7 protein-coding genes are annotated in these 18,691 nt (G+C 36.7%); 3 read left to right on the top strand and 4 right to left on the bottom strand.

From position 1 onward, the window contains the following. Positions 1-2: 2 nt before the first annotated feature. The gene (ubiE, locus tag AC6ER8_RS00205) at positions 3-785 is read right to left on the bottom strand and encodes a bifunctional demethylmenaquinone methyltransferase/2-methoxy-6-polyprenyl-1,4-benzoquinol methylase UbiE (RefSeq protein WP_497078347.1); all 783 of its coding nucleotides are present in this window, start codon (positions 783-785) and stop codon (positions 3-5) included. A gap of 113 nt (positions 786-898) precedes the next feature. Next, positions 899-3,331, bottom strand: a complete 2,433-nt coding sequence (gyrB, locus tag AC6ER8_RS00200; RefSeq protein WP_497078345.1) for a DNA topoisomerase (ATP-hydrolyzing) subunit B — start codon at positions 3,329-3,331, stop codon at positions 899-901. A gap of 1,059 nt (positions 3,332-4,390) precedes the next feature. On the opposite strand from gyrB, the gene AC6ER8_RS00195 reads away from it, so the two are divergent. Then, the gene (locus AC6ER8_RS00195) at positions 4,391-5,305 is read left to right on the top strand and encodes an ABC transporter substrate-binding protein (protein WP_497078343.1); all 915 of its coding nucleotides are present in this window, start codon (positions 4,391-4,393) and stop codon (positions 5,303-5,305) included. 10 nt (positions 5,306-5,315) lie between these two features. On the opposite strand, the gene AC6ER8_RS00190 is transcribed toward AC6ER8_RS00195, so the two are convergent. After that, positions 5,316-6,848: a YifB family Mg chelatase-like AAA ATPase gene (locus tag AC6ER8_RS00190; protein ID WP_497078341.1), complete on the bottom strand. Its 1,533-nt coding sequence runs from the start codon at positions 6,846-6,848 to the stop codon at positions 5,316-5,318. 414 nt (positions 6,849-7,262) lie between these two features. Here AC6ER8_RS00190 and AC6ER8_RS00185 point away from each other — a divergent pair, with 414 nt between their 5' ends. Then, positions 7,263-9,227, top strand: coding sequence for an autotransporter assembly complex protein TamA (locus tag AC6ER8_RS00185; protein ID WP_497078339.1), 1,965 nt, complete (start codon positions 7,263-7,265; stop codon positions 9,225-9,227). Then, a complete protein-coding gene (locus AC6ER8_RS00180; RefSeq protein WP_497078337.1) occupies positions 9,227-13,891 on the top strand; it encodes a translocation/assembly module TamB domain-containing protein in 4,665 nt (1,554 codons plus the stop codon). Before AC6ER8_RS00185 ends, AC6ER8_RS00180 begins: the two co-directional genes overlap by 1 nt. A 1,890-nt stretch (positions 13,892-15,781) precedes the next feature. Here AC6ER8_RS00180 and AC6ER8_RS00175 read toward each other — a convergent pair. Beyond that, a complete protein-coding gene (locus tag AC6ER8_RS00175) occupies positions 15,782-17,548 on the bottom strand; it encodes an ABC transporter ATP-binding protein (protein WP_497078335.1) in 1,767 nt (588 codons plus the stop codon). Positions 17,549-18,691: the final 1,143 nt, after the last annotated feature.

The following is an 18,691-nucleotide window of genomic DNA, read 5'->3' as shown; positions in this document are numbered from 1 at the left end:
TTTTAAATTTTCCAACCTGAATGCAGCGCTGCAATTGCACCGGTGAGATTGCGGTAAGATACGCGTGAAAATCCCGCCTGTTTGATCATATGGGAAAAATCATCTTGTTTGGGAAATTTGCGAATAGATTCAACCAAATAACGATAGGCATCGCCATCATTTGCAATAAATTGACCCAGCTTAGGGATAGCATGGAAAGACCAAAGATCATAAACTTTATCAAGCAAGGGCATTTCAACATTTGAAAATTCTAAACATAGGAAACGTCCACCGGGCTTTAAAACACGAAAAGCTTCTCTAAGGGCTTGATCAATATGAGGAACATTGCGAATTCCAAAAGCAATCGTGTAAGCGTCAAAGCTTTGATCTTTAAAGGGAAGATGTTCTGCATTGGCTTCAACAAAATCAATCAGAGGGGCAAGACCATTTTTTTGTGCACGCTTTTTTCCAACGCTGAGCATTGAGCCATTAATATCAAGCACTGTTGCATGGGCTTTTTGGCGTGAAGCATTAAGAATGCGAAAAGCAATATCACCTGTACCACCAGCAACATCAAGAACTTTCCAATGAGAAAGCGCTGGTGGAGAAAGCCATGCAATCATGGAATTTTTCCACACACGATGCAGCCCTAAGGATAAGATATCATTCATCTTGTCATAATTTTCAGCAACAGAATGAAACACACCATCCACCATGGATTGTTTTTGTGTTTCATCAACTCTTGTAAAACCAAAAGAGTGCTCCATGCCACCTTCGATTCCTACACGTTCTGTTTCAGTTGCCATGTATATGACCTTCCTTATTTTTTTATCGTAAATGAAATAGCGAGGGAATGTTCAAATACGAAAAACAACGTATAAAACTGCAACGGTTATAGAGCCAAAACAGAAAAGTACCTTTAGATATCAAGATTGGCAACGCTTAAGGCATTGTCTTGAATAAAAATGCGTCTAGGTTCAACTTCATCACCCATAAGACGAGAAAAGAGTGAATCTGCATCAGTTGCATCATTAATTTTTACTTGTAAAAGAGAACGTGCATTGGGATCAAGCGTTGTTTCCCAAAGCTGTTCAGCATTCATTTCTCCAAGACCTTTATAACGTTGAAGCGTAATACCCTTTTTACCATTTGTAAAAATGCTCTCTAAAAGGCTCATAGGGCCAAAAATTCGCTCTGTTTTCTCTTTGCGGCGTAACAGAACAGGGGGATGATATATGTCGATAAAATTTTGGGAGATGCGATCAATTTGACGGGCATCTGTTGAATTTATAAGTCCAGCATCAAGTGTGATAACATCTTTAACACCACGCAAAATACGCTCAAAACACAAATTTCCATCTTCTGTATATTGTCCACTCCACCCTTGTTCCATATCATCAGCAATCAGATTAAGACGATGCGCGACCGCATCTGCTATTTTTTGCGCTTTTTCGTGTGTTGCAAAGGCCTCAGGGTTAAACGCGCCAACAATAGCGGCTTGCTCAACAATATTGCGATCATAACGGGTATGAAGACTATTTAAAAGCTGACGTAAAATACGAGCATCTTTAGCGAGTTGATACAAATCAGCTCCTGCACGAACTTCTCCCGTTGCAAGTTCAAGTGTTGTTTCTTCTAGTCCCGTATCAAGCAAGAATTCTTCAAAAGCTGCCTCATTTTTAATATATTGAGAAGATTTTCCACGCGATACTTTATAAAGAGGTGGTTGAGCAATATAAAGATGTCCACGTTCAATCAACTCAGGCATTTGTCTAAAAAAGAAAGTAAGTAGCAGAGTGCGGATATGGGCTCCATCAACGTCCGCATCTGTCATGATAATAATTTTATGATACCGTAATTTATCGGGTGAAAATTCATCTTTACCAATAGACGTTCCAAGAGCTGTAATCAGTGTTCCGATCATATCAGATGAGAGCATACGGTCAAAGCGTGCTCGTTCAACATTGAGAATTTTACCGCGGAGTGGTAAAATTGCTTGGTTTTGACGTGAGCGTCCACTTTTTGCTGAACCACCTGCCGAATCTCCCTCAACAATAAAGATTTCTGATTTTTCAGGATCACGTTCTTGGCAATCGGCAAGCTTTCCTGGCAGAGAGGTGATATCAAGCGCTCCTTTTCGCCTTGTGAGTTCACGTGCTTTGCGTGCGGCTTCACGTGCTGTTGCAGCTTCCACCACTTTACTGATGAGAAGCTTTGCTTCATTGGGATGTTCTTCCAGCCATATTGAAAGACCTTCGTTGACCAAATTTTCAACAACAGGGCGTACTTCAGAAGAAACCAACTTATCCTTTGTTTGTGAAGAAAATTTAGGATCCGGAACTTTGACAGAAAGAATTGCTGTTAATCCTTCACGGCAGTCATCACCAGTTAAATTTACTTTTTCTTTTTTGGCAATCCCTGAAGATTCAGCATAACCATTAATTTGGCGTGTAAGAGCACTTCGAAAACCAATCAAATGTGTTCCACCATCACGCTGAGGAATATTATTGGTAAAACACAAGACCTTTTCATGGTAGGAATCATTCCACCATAGAGCAACATCAACGCTCATGCCATCTTTTTCACTTGCAATATAGATAGGAGTATCAAGCAGCGGTTTTTTTGATTGATCAATATATTTGACAAATTCTGTTAATCCACCTTCATAATGCAATTCAACGGATTGAATGTCAGCATGACGCTCATCAACAAGAAGAATATGAACCCCAGAATTGAGAAAGGCCAATTCCCGTAAACGGCGCTCTAAAGTTTCAAAATCAAACTCAACCATCGTAAAGGTTTCAGAGCTTGGTAAAAATCTAATTTCTGTTCCACTCTCTTGATCACAATCACCAACAACTTTTAAGGGAGCATCAGCCACCCCATGGGTAAATGATATTTCATGAATTTTACCATTTCGCTTTATTTTCAATTTAAGCCAAACGGAAAGTGCGTTCACAACAGAGACACCAACACCGTGCAATCCACCTGAAACTTTATAAGAGTTTTGATCAAACTTTCCACCAGCATGAAGCTGTGTCATAATAACTTCAGCAGCAGAAATACCTTCTGTTGGATGGATATCTGTCGGAATTCCACGTCCATTATCACGAACAGAACAAGAACCATCAGCATGGAGTGTAACATTTACAAGAGTTGCATGACCAGCTAAAGCTTCATCGATAGCATTGTCGACAACTTCGTAGACCATATGGTGTAACCCCGATCCATCATCAGTATCACCGATATACATACCAGGACGTTTGCGTACAGCATCAAGACCTTTGAGAACTTTAATAGAAGCGGCACCATAGTCATTATTTTGTTCCGGTGAGGTTATTTCATCACTCATAAAGTTAGTCCATTTCTGTGTTCAATTTACAATATTCTATCCGCATTGTTTAAAGCACAATGTTCTGATCAGTTATTTATGGAATAACCACATTAAACATTTACCGTATATCAGCTCTAGATTCAATATCTGTCGATATACAATGGAGCGAATGATGAAATGATATTGCACTATTCTACAACAAAATATCGTCCATTGAGGATGGTGATATAAGACGAGTAAGCGCATCTTTGATATATTTAAGTATTTATACGGTGTGGGTAAATATTGTGGGGAGGACTTGAAAGCCTTTTGTTTAAGTGAATCGCATGAATGGAAGACTAAAGAAATTAAAAGCGTAATTTATCGAGAAAACCCGACTGTTTATAAGCAAACATTGGTATGAATCCTTTTCCTTTTAGATTTGGGGACAAGGTCAATGAAGCTTTATGTAAGCTTTAAATGCAAATTTTAAAATTGTGCCAAGAGTGAGACTCTTGTTTATTTTTTCACATACATAATATTTCAAAACGAATTGTGTATCTTTCTGTTACAAAAACAAAGCTTTTACTTTTTTATCTATAGATCAATCTTCAATCCTAATGAAGTTATATATTTAAAGCAAAGATAACGCGTTTTCTAAGCTGCTTCCGTTTGTTGTATGTTAGGTTAAGGCGGGAATTATTGTGTGTATTTATTTGCGTTATTCTTGTCATAGAGTTTAGATTTCTCATTCAAAATAAAACGCTATCATATTGCTTATTCACGCACTTTTTTAAGAAGTATCTCTCAATGTGTGCAGATTTATTTTCAACGACTTTTGAAAAGTATAACGTCAAATACTATAAGGTTCATTTCTTTTAAATTGTTTTTATATACTTGTTTGGGAAAATTTGAGATCATTTGAGATCAAAAGTCTAACTCTTAAAACGCATTTCAAAACAAGAAAACTGTGAAATTTTTTAACAGTTTTAGAAAATAGCAAGAATTTTATTTATTAAGCGGCAGATATTCTGGTGAAGTGCGTTAGATAATAACTAAGCAGAGTTGCATTTTAACTTTGAAAATGGGGGAGAGATTTTGAAAATAAGAAAACTTATATATGTAAAACATCTTCAATGGCGTTTTGGGGGCTTTTTACGCAATAATCTATACACTATTTTTATTCGTATTTTATTGGTAGCAGGGGGATTTCTATTTTCCTCTGACTTAGAAGCTGAAATAGCTGGAAGGTTGCCTTCTTTTTTTGATTCGCATGAACATTCAGTACAACCTGATACAACGGATATCACGCGTTTGCGTTTTGTAACAACTTTTGATTTTCCTCCTTTTAATTTTCTTGATGAAACGGGGCATCTTGCAGGCTATAATGTCGATTTATTGCGGGCTATTTGTTCAAAATTAAAGTTAGAAAAATTTTGTGAAGTAGAAGTTTTTCCTTGGACAGAGCTTGTAGGACATGTTAAAAATGGTGGTGCAGAAGTCATTATTGCGGGTTTAAAAGAAACAAGTCAGACCCAGCAAGATCTTGTTTTTACAAAATCATATTTGCGCTTTCCAGCGCGCTTTGTTGCTTCTCGAATTTTAAATCTCGATGAGCCAATAAGTGATCAATTGATCCATTTAACCAGTGGTGTTTTATCGAAAAGTGTTCACGAAAAGCTCTTTCATGATTATTTTCCTAAAGCAAAATGGCAAGGATTTAAAGAGAGAGAAGAGCTCTATAAAGCCTTACAGGAGCATAAAATCGACCTTATTTTTGATGATGGATTTGCTTTATCGTTATGGTTCAAAAATCAAAAATTTGTTGATTGCTGCCATTTTGTTGGGGGGGCCTATATGGCACCACAGTTATTGGGGCAGGGAATGCAGCTTGCTGTTGCAAAAAAGAACGACAAATTGATTGATATCCTTAATTATGCATTAAAATCTCTAGAAGAGGATGGTAAACTTACAGAGCTTTATTTGCGTTATTTTCCAATAAGTTTTTACTAGTCAACAGTTTTTAGTTAAGAGCTGTTAATCTTTCTGTACCAAGTCTATAGGAGATGGCTTCTGCGAGATGGTGGCGTGAAAGATGATCGGATTCATCAAGATCAGCAATTGTGCGTGCAACTTTGAGAATGCGATGATAAGCACGTGCAGAAAGGCGCATTTTTTCACTCACATCTCGTAAAAGTATAGCGGCATTTTTATCAGGAATGGCAATTTGTTCTATAATTTTGGCAGGGCAATCGCCATTGGTTCGAATCTGGTCAAGCCCTAGTGTTGCAAAACGTTTGGCTTGAATGGTACGACATCGTGCGACGCGTTTTGCAACGTCAAAGCTTTTTTCTGATTGCTCTGGTTGCATAAGATCCATCGCTGTTAAAGCAGGGACATCAATTCGTAAATCAATACGATCGAGAAGCGGACCAGAAATACGGGATTGATAGTCAATTTGACAGCGTATTCCTTTAGCACAAACATGACCCTTTTCACCTGCCATACCACATCGGCAAGGATTCATTGCAGCAATGAGTTGGAAGCGAGCAGGATAGCTTATATGATGATTAGCTCTAGCGATAACCGATTCTCCACTTTCTAAAGGTTGACGAAGAGAATCAAGAACTTGCGGAGAAAATTCAGGCAATTCATCAAGAAATAATACGCCATTATGGGCAAGAGAGACTTCTCCTGGTCGTCCTTTAAGTCCTCCACCAATCATTGCAGCCATGGAAGCAGAATGATGGGGGGAACGAAAGGGGCAATGAAGTGAAATGGTATGATGAATTGTTTCTCCTGTAATAGAAGCAATCAGAGAGACATCTAAAAGCTCACGACTATCAAGAGGGGGTAAAATAGAAGGTAAGCGTTGCGCCAACATAGATTTTCCAGCACCAGGAGGCCCCACAAACAAAAGGTTATGGCGTCCAGCAGCACAAACTTCTAAGGCTCTTTTGGCAGTTTTCTGTCCTTTGATTTCGCAAAGATCTGGAAGTTCAGTTTTGATAGTATATTGACGGGGTTGTGGACGTTTTTGAATTTGGGTTCCTTTAAAATGATTGACGATCGTAAGAAGAGTTTCTGGGGCAAGAATATTTATTTCTGCATTTACCCATGCTGCTTCAGGTCCACATTGAAAGGGACAAATCAGTCCTTTATCGAGTGATACAGCCGTCATAGCTGCTGGTAAAACGCCATTAACGCTGGTCAGTGAGCCATCAAGTGATAATTCGCCTAAAATGACATAGTCTTGCGCTACTTCAGGAGGAAGGATACCCATAGCAACCATTAAGCCTACAGCAATTGGTAAATCATAATGTGATCCCTCTTTAGGCAAATCAGCTGGTGCAAGATTAATTGTAATTCGTTTGGTTGGCATAGAAAGACCACAGGCATGGAGGGCTGCTTGTACGCGTTCACGGCTTTCTGCAACTGCTTTATCGGCTAATCCAACAATAGCCATTCCCATTTTTCCGGACGAAATCATAACCTGTACATCGACAGGGACAGCCTCTAGACCGCGAAAAGCAACAGTTGTAATACGTGCGATCATTTATCCCCCCTTTAGACGTGGGAGAGACAATCATATCTACGCATAAAAATCAAGAAGCATTTCTATGGTTTTTTTAATGGAGCGATCTATATAGCTATGCAGGTTTTTGTAGCGTTCTCATGGCAAGTTATTTGTACAAATTTAACCATGATAATATGGAGCGCAATAAAACATTTATAATAAGCTAAATGAATATGTTAAGAAAAACGAATGAAGCTGTTAATGAAGCTGTTTATGTGACACAACAGAGAAGAATTTTGTGAAGATATAAAGGGGAGGATAACGTTATGTATCGCAGAGTTTTATTTAATGTGATAGAACGTGTAAAATATGCGAAGTAGTTATACCTACCTTTTCTTATTTTATATTATTTAAAGTGTAGTATATGCAAAGTGTATTAAAGGTATCTGATTTATGGTATACCAGACGAGAATTTTGTTAAAATCAGGAACCATGCGCTGTGTATTTATGGGCTTGTGTTTTTCTTTTGCTTTTCCACAGCCACTTGCTGCATTTGATTTTTTTGGCATTCCTCTTTTTGGTCAAAAGAAAACAAATTCTTCTTCACGTTCTGTCAAAAGTACAGAAAAATTTTATAAAGTTGATGTTGTTACACCACCAGGGGCACCATCGGAAGGTATAAAAATAGTTAAATCTGTCTCTTCTCTTGTTGCAGATAAAGAGAAAGTATCTGCCAGTTCTTCTGGTTTGTTAGCCAAAGCACGTTCAGATTATCGGGCAATTCTTTCGGCTCTTTATGCTGATGGACGCTATGGTGGTGTTATTAGTATCAAAATTAATGGGTTAGAAGCTGCTGATTTAAGTCCGATAACGCAACTTCCAGCACACTCTAATGTCGTTATTACGGTTAATGCCGGCCCACAATATGTTTTTAGTATTGCAAATATTGATAAAGTAGCGCCTCTTGAAAAACGTAAAGCGCATAAAATGCCCACAATTGAAGAGTTGGGCTATAAAGTTGGGGCTATTGCCAAATCTGAAACCATTTTGAAAGCAGAAAAATGGGCAGTAGAAAGATGGCGTCAACAAGGCTATGCTAAAGCTAAAATTATGAAGAGTGAGGTCGTGGCTGACCATGCTGCATTACATGTTGAAGGACGGATTGTTGTTGACCCTGGACAAAAGGCTTATTATGGTCCTTTAAGTGTCCGTAATATAAGTAAGAAACCAAGTGTCGATTCAGCTTATATCGCATGGATGACCGGATTAAAACCAGGCCAGAAATATGATTCCGATGCGTTAGCTAAGGCAAATGAACGTCTTGCGCGCCTTGGTGTTTTTCGTGCTATCAATATACGTGAGGCTGATACTATTAACAAAGATGGCAGTTTACCACTTATGCTTATTGTACAAGAACGTAAACCGCGTCGTTTTGGTTTAGGGGGTAGTTACTCAACATTAGATGGTGCTGGTTTTGAAGCTTATTGGATGCATAACAATCTTTTTGGTCATGCAGAGGTCCTTAAAATTGAGACAAAAATAAATGGTGTTGGCAACAACAAAAAACAATCATATAATTTTAAAAACTTTGATTACCTCTTTGGAGGCACGTTTATAAAGCCCGGTGTACTTACGCCTGATACAGATCTCAGATCAGAGTTAAAAATACAGCAAGATGTCCTAGAAAATTATACAACAAAAGCCATCAAAGGGAAATTAGGTATTACGCATATTTTCAATAGTAATCTATCGGGACAGACTGCTGTAGAAGTTTCAAATGGCTACTCACGTGATATCTATTTTGGCAGTCGTCACTTTACAACAGTTAGTTTTCCTAGCGGTTTGATTTACGATAGTCGTAATAATAAGTTTAATGCGACAAAAGGTTTGTATGGTGAGGTAATTGTTGAACCTTTTTATGAAATGCGTTTTAGCAACTTTGTTGCCAAAGTAACGGCAGAAGGTCGTTCTTATTGGTCATTGGATGAAGGGGATCATTTTGTTTTAGCAGCGCGGGCAAAGCTTGGCACAATTCTTGGAAATGATACAGCACACGTCCCTGCGGATACGCTTTTTTTTGCTGGTGGTGGGGGCTCTGTTCGTGGGTATGCTTATCGTAATATTGGTATAAAGACAGAAAATGATGCGGTTGTCGGCGGACGGGCGCTTATTGAGGGATCGGCAGAATTGCGTTTTTCTCTCAATGATAAAATAGGATTTGTCAGTTTTCTTGATGGAGGTCTCGTAGGGAAAAAAGCGAATTTTGATTTTTCTCAGAAAATTAAATGGGGAGCCGGTATAGGAGGTCGCTATATGACGGGCCTTGGTCCTTTACGCGTTGATTTAGCCTTTCCTTTAAAGAGAGAGCAGGGTGATCCTCGTATTGGTTTTTATGTGGGTATAGGACAAGCATTTTAATGAAAAAAAGTGTACGTTTATCGGCTTTCTTCTTAGGATTTTTATTTTTTTTGGTCGGTGGTTTTGTTTTTGCACAAAGAGAAGGTATTCTTCCTTCTAGTGAAATGAAAACAGATGATCGTTCATGGCTTGTTTCTTTAATTGAGCGCAAGCTTTCTGCGCCTAATCGTCAAGTTCGTTTACACAATATGCAAGGAACACTGTCTTCTCAAACATCAATTGATGCGATTACGATCAGTGATAAAAAAGGGGTTTGGCTTAAAATTACCAATGCGAAAATGGATTGGAATCGTCTAGCGTTGCTGAGAGGACGTATGGATATTAACCAGCTTTCGGCAGAGCAGGTTACGTTTTTACGCAAACCGCAAGGCAATTCTTCTCTTGTTTCTTCTCTTGAGATGGGTAAGTTTTCTTTACCAAAATTGCCGCTCGCTCTTTCTATCAATACGCTTACAGCTCAACATGTGATATTTGAACAGAACCTTTTTGGTTTTGCTGCTGATATGTCTTTAGAAGGCAATTTCACTTTGGCAAGTAGTGATTTTGATGTTAATATAGCGGCGCATCGTTTAGATGCACCGGGCTCTTTTTCTATTCTCACCAAGATATCTGAGAGCAACCGCACAGCTCAAATTAATATCTCTGTTAATGAACCACAAAATGGTATTTTAGCGAATGTTTTGAATATTGAAAGGCGTCCAGCATTAAATCTCGCCATTAAAGGTGATGGTACTTTTGATGATTTGGTTGTCAAGCTTTCTTTAGAAGCTGACCATCATTCTCTTTTAAATGGTAATATTATTCTTGCAAGTATTTCAGAAGGACACAGTCTTTCTACGAAACTAGAGGGAATATTGAGCCCTTTAATACCGGCTCAATATCGCCATCTCTTCGCATCTGATATAACATTAAAAGCAGAGGCAAGAAGGACAAAGGAGGGGGTAACCCACCTTGATCAGATGGTTCTTCAGAGCCAAGCCATGAATGTTATCGCTAATGCTGAAATAACCGCTGATGGATTTTTGCGGCGACTTTTTGTTGATGGTAAAATGGCTCTTGATAATGAACTTGATAATGAAAAGGAGTCTGTTCATTTATCGATACCAGAGAGACCAAAGCCTGCCAATAATATTGCTTTGAACATTGACTATGGTCGCGAAGGACAGCAATCTTGGAATGGTCGGCTTGTTGTCCATCATTTTAGCAATAACAATATTTATATTCGCGATGCTGTTTTTGATATGGGGGGAGTAAGCGAAAATCTTGATAATGCGGCTTCTCGTCATGTTGGTGTTCAGGTTAATGGAATACTTCAAGGCGTTAAAAAGATTAAGGGAGGGGTCGTAGAAGATTTAAGCCAAGCGGTCCATATGCATTTAGATACGGACATTGTTTCGAATAAACCAATTTTGATTCATGATTTTAGTGTTACGGCTCAGGGTTTTTCTTCTTGGTTAAAAGGAACAATAGAGCATTTTGTTTTTAAAGGCGATCTTGGTTTAAAAGCTCAAACATTAGCGCCTCTGGAAGTATTCAGCAAACAACCACTCTCTGGTCGTGCAGATATTAAAGCTAAAGGAACGATTGGTTTATTGAGTGGTATTTTTGATCTGAAATTATCAGGAATGGCTGATAATATGAAAATAGGTGTGCAACCTTTTGATCGTTTACTCAAAGGAAATATCACTCTTTCAGGGGGGGCTGCTCGAAATACGATGGGTTTCGTTTTGAATCATTTAAATTTAAAAAATCAATATACCAACATAAAGGCTAATGGTTACTTTTCGGATGAAAGCGCTAAAATGGATTTATCTGCTCAAATATCTGATCTAACCAAATTAAATCCGAAGATAAGTGGTGCCCTTACAATTCAAGGGACAGCAAGAGGACGCAATAGCCATATAAAGCTCAATACACGTGCCTATATTGCTGAAGCATTAGTTGTGGGGAAAAAACTTCAAAACACAACACTTAACATAAAGGCACTTGTAGATAATACAGCATCCGTTACTTCTTTAACGGGTTTTGTAAAAGGTAAAGGAACTTTTGCTAAAAAACCTTTGCATATATCTGCTTCTTTTAAAGATTCTCATAAAATTCGAAAACTTGAAGATATCGATATTAGAGGGGAAAATACAAAAATAACGGGTGATCTTTCTCAACAACTTGGAGGTTTTTTGAAAGGAGCGCTGCATATTGATGCCGATGATATTTCAGTACTTTCAGCATTATTTTTGCAGGATGGTAGTGGAAAAGTAAAAGGAGATTTTATTTTTGATGAACAAAATGGGAGACAAAAAGCTCATGTGAATGCACATGTTAACCATTTGAATTTTGCTAAGAATAAAATAAAAAAACTGGCAATAGATGCAGACATATTTGATCCTTTTGGTATGACTCAGTTTGAAGGTGTCATGAATGCAGAGCATATCCAAACGCCTTTAATAATGGTCAATCGTTTAAATGCGCATGCCAATAGAAATAATGACCAAACGGTTTTTACTATCCAAGCAATGTTGCATGATGCTCTTAATGCTCAACTTTCTGGTCGTGTAATGGGTGTAGAACTTCCAAAAGGCATAAAACGAGAAGTGCAAATTGATGCCATAGATTTAAAACAACACCATTTTCATGCGACATTGCCAAAACCGTCAATCATTGTTTTTGATAAAGATGGAATAACAATCAATGAATTAGGAATTGCAATAAATGGCGGTAAAATTACGCTTGCAGGAAATATTCAAGATACCCTTAATTTGCACCTTAGCGTGGATGCTCTTCCTGCTACTTTAGCCAATCTGTGGAAATCTGATCTTGGAGCAGCAGGGAGTGTAACAGGACAGGTTATGATTCGTGGGCATTTAAAAAAACCTGATATAACCTACGATATAAAAGGTGAGGGACTGACAACGGTTTCTCTTCAAGATAAACAAATTATGCCTTTTTCGCTTTCTGCTACGGGGAAAACTTTAGATCAAAACCTTACTTTGAATGCAAATTTAACAGGAGAAGGCGTACAAGCACAAGCTCAAGGGCTTGTATCTTTAGAGAAAGACAAACTTGATCTTCATATTAATTTACAAAGTTTATCGGCACGTTTGGCAAATAGCTTTATTGCAGGACAAGCACTTGATGGGACGGTGATCGGTAAAATTGATATTGACGGAACAATGAAGGATCCTTCTGCTCATTTTAAACTTTCTAGTCAAAGTTTAACCGCTATGACGCATAAAGGGCCGATGTCAATCAATATCAATACGCATGGTTCTTATAAAAAGTCGATATTTCATATTGAAAATATGGTAGCGACAGGAGATAAAGGATTAGATCTTTCCATCCATGGGCCTGTTTCTCTTAATGGTTCAGAGGCAAAATTAAACATTAAAGGAATAATGCCTCTTGATTTTGTTAATCTTTTATTAGCTAAGCGGGGTGCCCATATAACGGGTACAGCAAGAATTGATACAACTCTTAATGGCGCGTTATCAAAGCCACAATTTATTGGCAATATTTCTATCGGTGATGGTAGTTTTTTTGATTCAAAAACCAATGTAGGATTGAATAATATAACGCTTGAAGGCAAATTAAACGGCGATCATATTCTTATAGAGAAAGCTTCAGCTTCTTCGTCTGAAGGAGGAAAAATTTCTGCTTCAGGTCGTATCTCTAATGATTTAGAGACAGATTTAATCTTTCATCTTGATAATGCCAATTATAATGATGGCTCTATGATTCTTGCAACATTGTCAGGTAAGATGACAATGACAGGTCATCTTTTGAATGATCTTGCTATTGGTGGTGATATCATCGTTGAAAAAGCTGAAATTTTGGTTCCGGATCATTTTCAAGGTGCCAAGTTTCTTGATGTTAAAAATAAGAATTTAACCAAATCGATTCAAACAACTCTTGAACGTGCTGATATTAAGAACACGAACAAAAGCCCTAGTATCACAAAAGAATCTTCATCTGTTGTATTATCAAATATGCGTGTGACAGCACGTAATCAATTTTTTGTACGGGGGAAAGGGTTAGATGCGGAACTAGGAGGACGTATTAATCTGGCAGGACCATTAAATGATGTACATCCAGTGGGTGAATTTAGAATGATTCGTGGACGTTTTGATATTCTTTCACAGCGTCTTAATTTTGATCAAGGACAAGCAAGCTTTAGTGGTAATCTTAATCCTACGGTTTATTTTGTAACCAATAATAATAGTGGTGACATTCACGTTACTGTAACCGTAAGTGGAACGATTGATAATCTTGATATTAATTTTTCTTCACAACCGAATTTGCCACAGGATGAGATTTTAGCGCGTTTGATTTTTAATCGTTCTCTAAGTGAACTATCACCATTTCAGATTGCTCAACTTGCGGCAGCAGCAGCTGATCTTGCGGGTGCTTCTAATACATCTTTGTTGAACACTTTACGAACTAAAATTGGGCTTGATGATCTTGATGTTATCGTTAATGAAAAGGGTAATACAGGTTTACGTATTGGACGCTACATACATAATAACATTTATTTAGGCTTTGAAGCAGGATCTGATGGAACAACAAAAGGGACAATTAATTTGGATCTTTCGCGTCATCTCAAAGCTAAGGGCGCTATAGGAAATGAACAAAATTCAAGTATTGGTCTCTTTTATGAAAGAGATTATTAAAAATTAAAAAAACAATTTCTTTATTTTTTGCTTCTTCTTTCTAAAGCTGAGAAAGAAAGCCTCAACGAGGAATACACTCAAAGGGGAAGTGTGTTATTCTAGTGTGAAAAGAATGATCTAAAATATTTGATTTTTTATTGATGCTATTTTCTAAAGAGACCAAATCTTTACGAAAAAAGTATGTTATTTTTCTTATTTGTATTTATTTTAGAGAAATTCTTATCTATTTCTCAAGCCCATTTTATACTGTTGCCTAAAGCGTTATAATATATACAACCTATTGAGTTATAAATATAATTTGCTGTTATTCAACTGGAAGCAGAACGTTGAATACCGTAATCTTTTCGCATTCATTGCAAAACTTTCTCATTATAATTTGACATGAGGTTTTGTACTATGTGGGATTAGATAGGAATACGTGATAATTGATTATTTTTATGAGTTTTTTACCATTAAATGTGCGTTTATTAAAATAGATTTTGACATCTAAAATCGCAAAAAAGTGTACAAAATAACAAAAATCGGAATTGTGGGATAAAAGTAAAAAAAGTCTTTGAGACCCCCTTAAAAATCATTCGTAATAAAATAAATTGATGCAAAATTTAAGTAAAAATATCCAAAAACCACTGACAAGCTAAACTCATGGCGAATTAATCAAAACCATTCGCTTACTTATTACAAGTGGGAACTTCTGCGTAGATAAAAAATGATTAAGAGATGACTAAAAATGCTTCTTCTGCACATTTCAAAAGCTAAGGGCTTGCTCCATATTGGTGCTGGAAAAGTATGTGATGGTGCCGATGTGTTATTCCATAAGCCTAAAAATGGAGGGCACTCAATGGATTTATCGTTATACAATTCACGAATGTTGTCGTAAAATATGCTTGGGAGAGTGTTGAGAGATATCTTTTTAAAACAAGCCTGTGAATTTTCGACACAGTGGTATTCTATCTCACGTGAAGTACGTGATTCCATTAAAGAACGTGATAAACCAAAGGGCGCGGTAAGCGTAAAATTTATAGGGCACAAATTTTATATTTAAAAGCATTTAAAGGAATATTGTTTATAATAAAAACGACTTATTGTTTTACATTTTCGTTTATTATGTTTTTTAATGAAATCACTTTTCTTATAACACCCCGAAATATCTCCCCAAAATAGAACACATTCATGAGCTTGTTTTAAAGAAACATTTCTCGGTGTGCGTTTAAGCCTATTTTATGATACTACTTGTGAAGTTGTATAAAGCATCCCTTATGAATGGTATACAATCCATACTCTTGTATGAATAACTGTGTAAGTATTGAATAAAGATATCGCTTGGCATTATCATGCTATTTTCAGCTTCTCATGTTGCCAGCAGTCTTTATACTCAAAAGCGTGTAGATATTTTATTACTTATCTTAAGCGTTTTTATGGACACGCTAATATTTTTTATAATGTACAAAAGTGATTTTGATTGTTTCATCATAGATATAAAGAATAAATAAGCAAACAACATTGTATCTTTTATTTGAGATAAAAAATACTCAGTGTGAAGATAAATATGGATAAAGGCAGCATCAATTTAGATTTTATTTCCTTTGTGAAATTTTTTCAAAACTTAATGGTGTCCCCCTTTTTTAAGATTTTTAAAATTAATGCATGTTCTATCACTTTCTTAAAAAGAGAAGAAGTGTTTTGTTCTCAAGTTACATGATTAAAAAATCAACTGTATTCAATAAAACAAAAGCGAAGGCTTTCATCTAAGTTCACGAAATTTATCCTCAATAAACCATAAATTCTGTGCCAATTCTTCATTAAAATAATATTGTGACTTTGTAGTATTAAAAGTGAGGCGTTAGATTTTATCCGTTTTTTTATTTTAAATCTTATGTAAAGATTTAGAAATTAGGACGTGTGTTTTTTGAACTGAATAGTATGAAGTTTTTTATAAAATCCGTGTTCTTTTGCGAGTAATTCTTTTTGAGTTCCTTGTTCAATCAGTTGTCCATTTTCTATGACCACAATTTTATGAGCACGAGCAATTGTTGAAAGGCGATGAGCAATAATGATCGTTGTGCGTCCTTTGGTAAGGTGATGAATAGCTTCATTAATTTGTGCTTCAGTGTGTGAATCGAGCGCACTTGTTGCCTCGTCAAGAATCAGAATCTCACTGTCATGAATCATTGCTCTAGCAATAGCGAGTCGTTGTTTTTGTCCTCCTGAAAGGTTACAGCCATTATCACCTATTTGTGTATCATAACCATTTGGCAACCCCATAATAAAGTCATGAGCATTTGCAGCTTTTGCAGCTTCGATGATTTCGTCATCACATGCTCCTTCTTTTCCAAGACCAATATTATATTTAACAGTTCCTTGGAAAAGAAAAGTATCTTGTCCTACATAGGCCATCAAGTTTCTTAGGGAGCGAAATGTTGTGTAGCGGATGTCTTGATTATTAATCAATATACGTCCTTTTGTGGGGTCATAGAGGCGCATAATAAGATTGATAAGGGTTGACTTTCCTGAACCGGATGGCCCTACCAATGCTGTCATTTTTCCAGCTTCTATTTCTAGATTAATGTCTTTCAAGACTATTTTGTTATCAGTATAGGCAAAAGAAACATGCTCGAAGCGAATAGCTCCTGACGTTTTATTCAGATCTTTAGCTTCTTCATGTTCTATAACTGTAAGGGGACGATCGAGTATTTCAAACATCGTACGAATATTGACCAAGCCAGATTCAATTTTGACACGGACATTTGCTAATCTTTTTGCGGGTTCATAAGCCAAAAGTAAAGCAACAATAAAGGACATAAATTCACCTTGAACACCTGCGCGTTGGGTTGCAAGGTAACCGGAAAAACAGATAATACCTGCAATGGCGACACCCGTGAGTGTTTCCATAATTGGATTGGTAATTGCTTCAAGTGTTGCAATATTATTGGTTTGTTTTTCAACGTCACAAATAGCTTTGTCCATTCGTTTTTTCATGACTTCTTCTAGTGAAAAAGCCTTGATGACTCGAATACCAACAGCCGTTTCCTGGACGATTTTTATAATCTCACCAAGTGAAATAAGCTCTTTTTCCATCAGGCGGCGAACGCGTTTTAAAGCCATTCGAACACCTAAAAAAGCGAGTGGTCCTACGATTAAAGTAATGGAGATTAACACAAAGTTTTGAATGAACATAACAAGCAACAGACCGCAAACGGAAAGCAAGTCACGTACAAAAGTTGTGATAATAGTATCAATGATATTACGCACAGCTGTCGCATTATGGGTTACACGAACAAGAAGATCAGATGATGTGTTATTATGATAAAAAGAAACACCTTGTTCCATAAGGCGCGCATAAATTTTGCGCTGTTGTTCAGCAATGATACTGTTGCCTGCTTTGCTTAAAAAGTAAGTTTGGGCAAAAGTTGCAATTCCTTTAAGAATAAAGATAAAAGCAATGAAGCTAGAAATCAAAACGATCATATGAAAATTTTGTGCATCAACAATCTGATTAACAACATCACGCATAATCCATGCACTGGTTGCGGTTGTGCAGGAAATAATGATCATTGAGATAATAGCTGCACTATACCAACGCACATGCTTACGAAAATTTTCTCGCAAAAGGCGAATAATAAGATGTTTATCAAAAGAAGAAATTTGTTTTATTGCCATGAAGTGCTTCTATATTTTCTCGTTGCTTTATGCAAGATTGAAGCACTCTTAATGAAAACCTCTTAACTTTTTACAAAAAGAGCCTTCTTTATTTCAATGCGCGTTACACGCTTTCATGCTACGGCGCTTCGTATAACGCAAAATCCTTCATAAATGGTATGTGCACCACTCCTTCACTGATACAAGATATAAGCAGATATCATTATTCTATTGATACTCCCATATCACAAAAGCTCTTGGCACTTTATATAATGCCATATGGAGGAGGCTTTAAAGCAAAAAGCCTACAATACTCGCTTCTCTTATTCAAGGAGAAAAAATATAAATTATCATTATTAATTAATATGTTATTCCATTTCATATAAAATACTGCACGAGGAGTTTTCATGCTTTAAGCATTTATAAAATATATAATTTTCATCTTACAACGTTGTGTCTTGATTTTATTCTATTATCTTCAGAAATCTGTGTTGAAGCCAATGGAATAAAAAATTTTAAAGGCTTTGGTCGTGAACCAATAAAATGATCCATCTTTAAAATGGGTTAAGGTTGAAGATGCTGACAATAGAGTTGATGATGAGGGAGAGTTTGTAATAAAGAGATGATATCCTATTTGAAAAAACAGATCATGATTGTCTAGTGGCTTGTTAAATGCTGTTTGGTAAAATGTTGTTATTGTAAGTAACAGACGAGAGTGATCATGTTAATGGGCACCGTTATTTTAACGTTTATGCTCATGCCTTGACATATATGAAAGTGCAAGTCGACACTACCATTTTTTACCAATTGCCATATTTTGATAGCCTTTGGCATTTGAAGTGGCTTATGCTCATGAATGCTCCTTCATAAGCGTAAAGATTAGAGGTTCAATAAAATTTATCATTATAGATTCACGTGAAACATTGCGAAATAAATGTGACGAGCGTTGAGAAATGTTTCTTTAAAACAAGACTGTGAATATGCAATGCCATGGTGTTCTGTTTTACGCAAGGCTCGTAACTGCATTACAGAACATTAGAAATAAAAACACGAAGTGATGTGTAATCTCTATAGTTTAAAGGGTATTGCTTTAAATACTGTTGCAATCCGTGAAGTTGAATAAAAAAATAATGGTAAAGATGATAACGGCTTTCTGTCCTTAAA

The sequence above is a fragment of the Bartonella sp. SL320 genome, assembly GCF_059687635.1.
Note: the sequence above shows the minus strand (reverse complement) of the source record. Positions and strands in the feature narration are given on the sequence as shown.

What these genes read in the sequence shown, in the direction of transcription:
- ubiE (WP_497078347.1), bottom strand. Translation starts at nt 785, where the DNA reads ATGGCAACTGAAACAGAACGTGTAGGAATCGAAGGTGGCATGGAGCAC.
- gyrB (WP_497078345.1), bottom strand. Translation starts at nt 3,331, where the DNA reads ATGAGTGATGAAATAACCTCACCGGAACAAAATAATGACTATGGTGCC.
- AC6ER8_RS00190 (WP_497078341.1), bottom strand. Translation starts at nt 6,848, where the DNA reads ATGATCGCACGTATTACAACTGTTGCTTTTCGCGGTCTAGAGGCTGTC.
- AC6ER8_RS00185 (WP_497078339.1), top strand. Translation starts at nt 7,263, where the DNA reads ATGGTATACCAGACGAGAATTTTGTTAAAATCAGGAACCATGCGCTGT.
- AC6ER8_RS00180 (WP_497078337.1), top strand. Translation starts at nt 9,227, where the DNA reads ATGAAAAAAAGTGTACGTTTATCGGCTTTCTTCTTAGGATTTTTATTT.
- AC6ER8_RS00175 (WP_497078335.1), bottom strand. Translation starts at nt 17,548, where the DNA reads ATGGCAATAAAACAAATTTCTTCTTTTGATAAACATCTTATTATTCGC.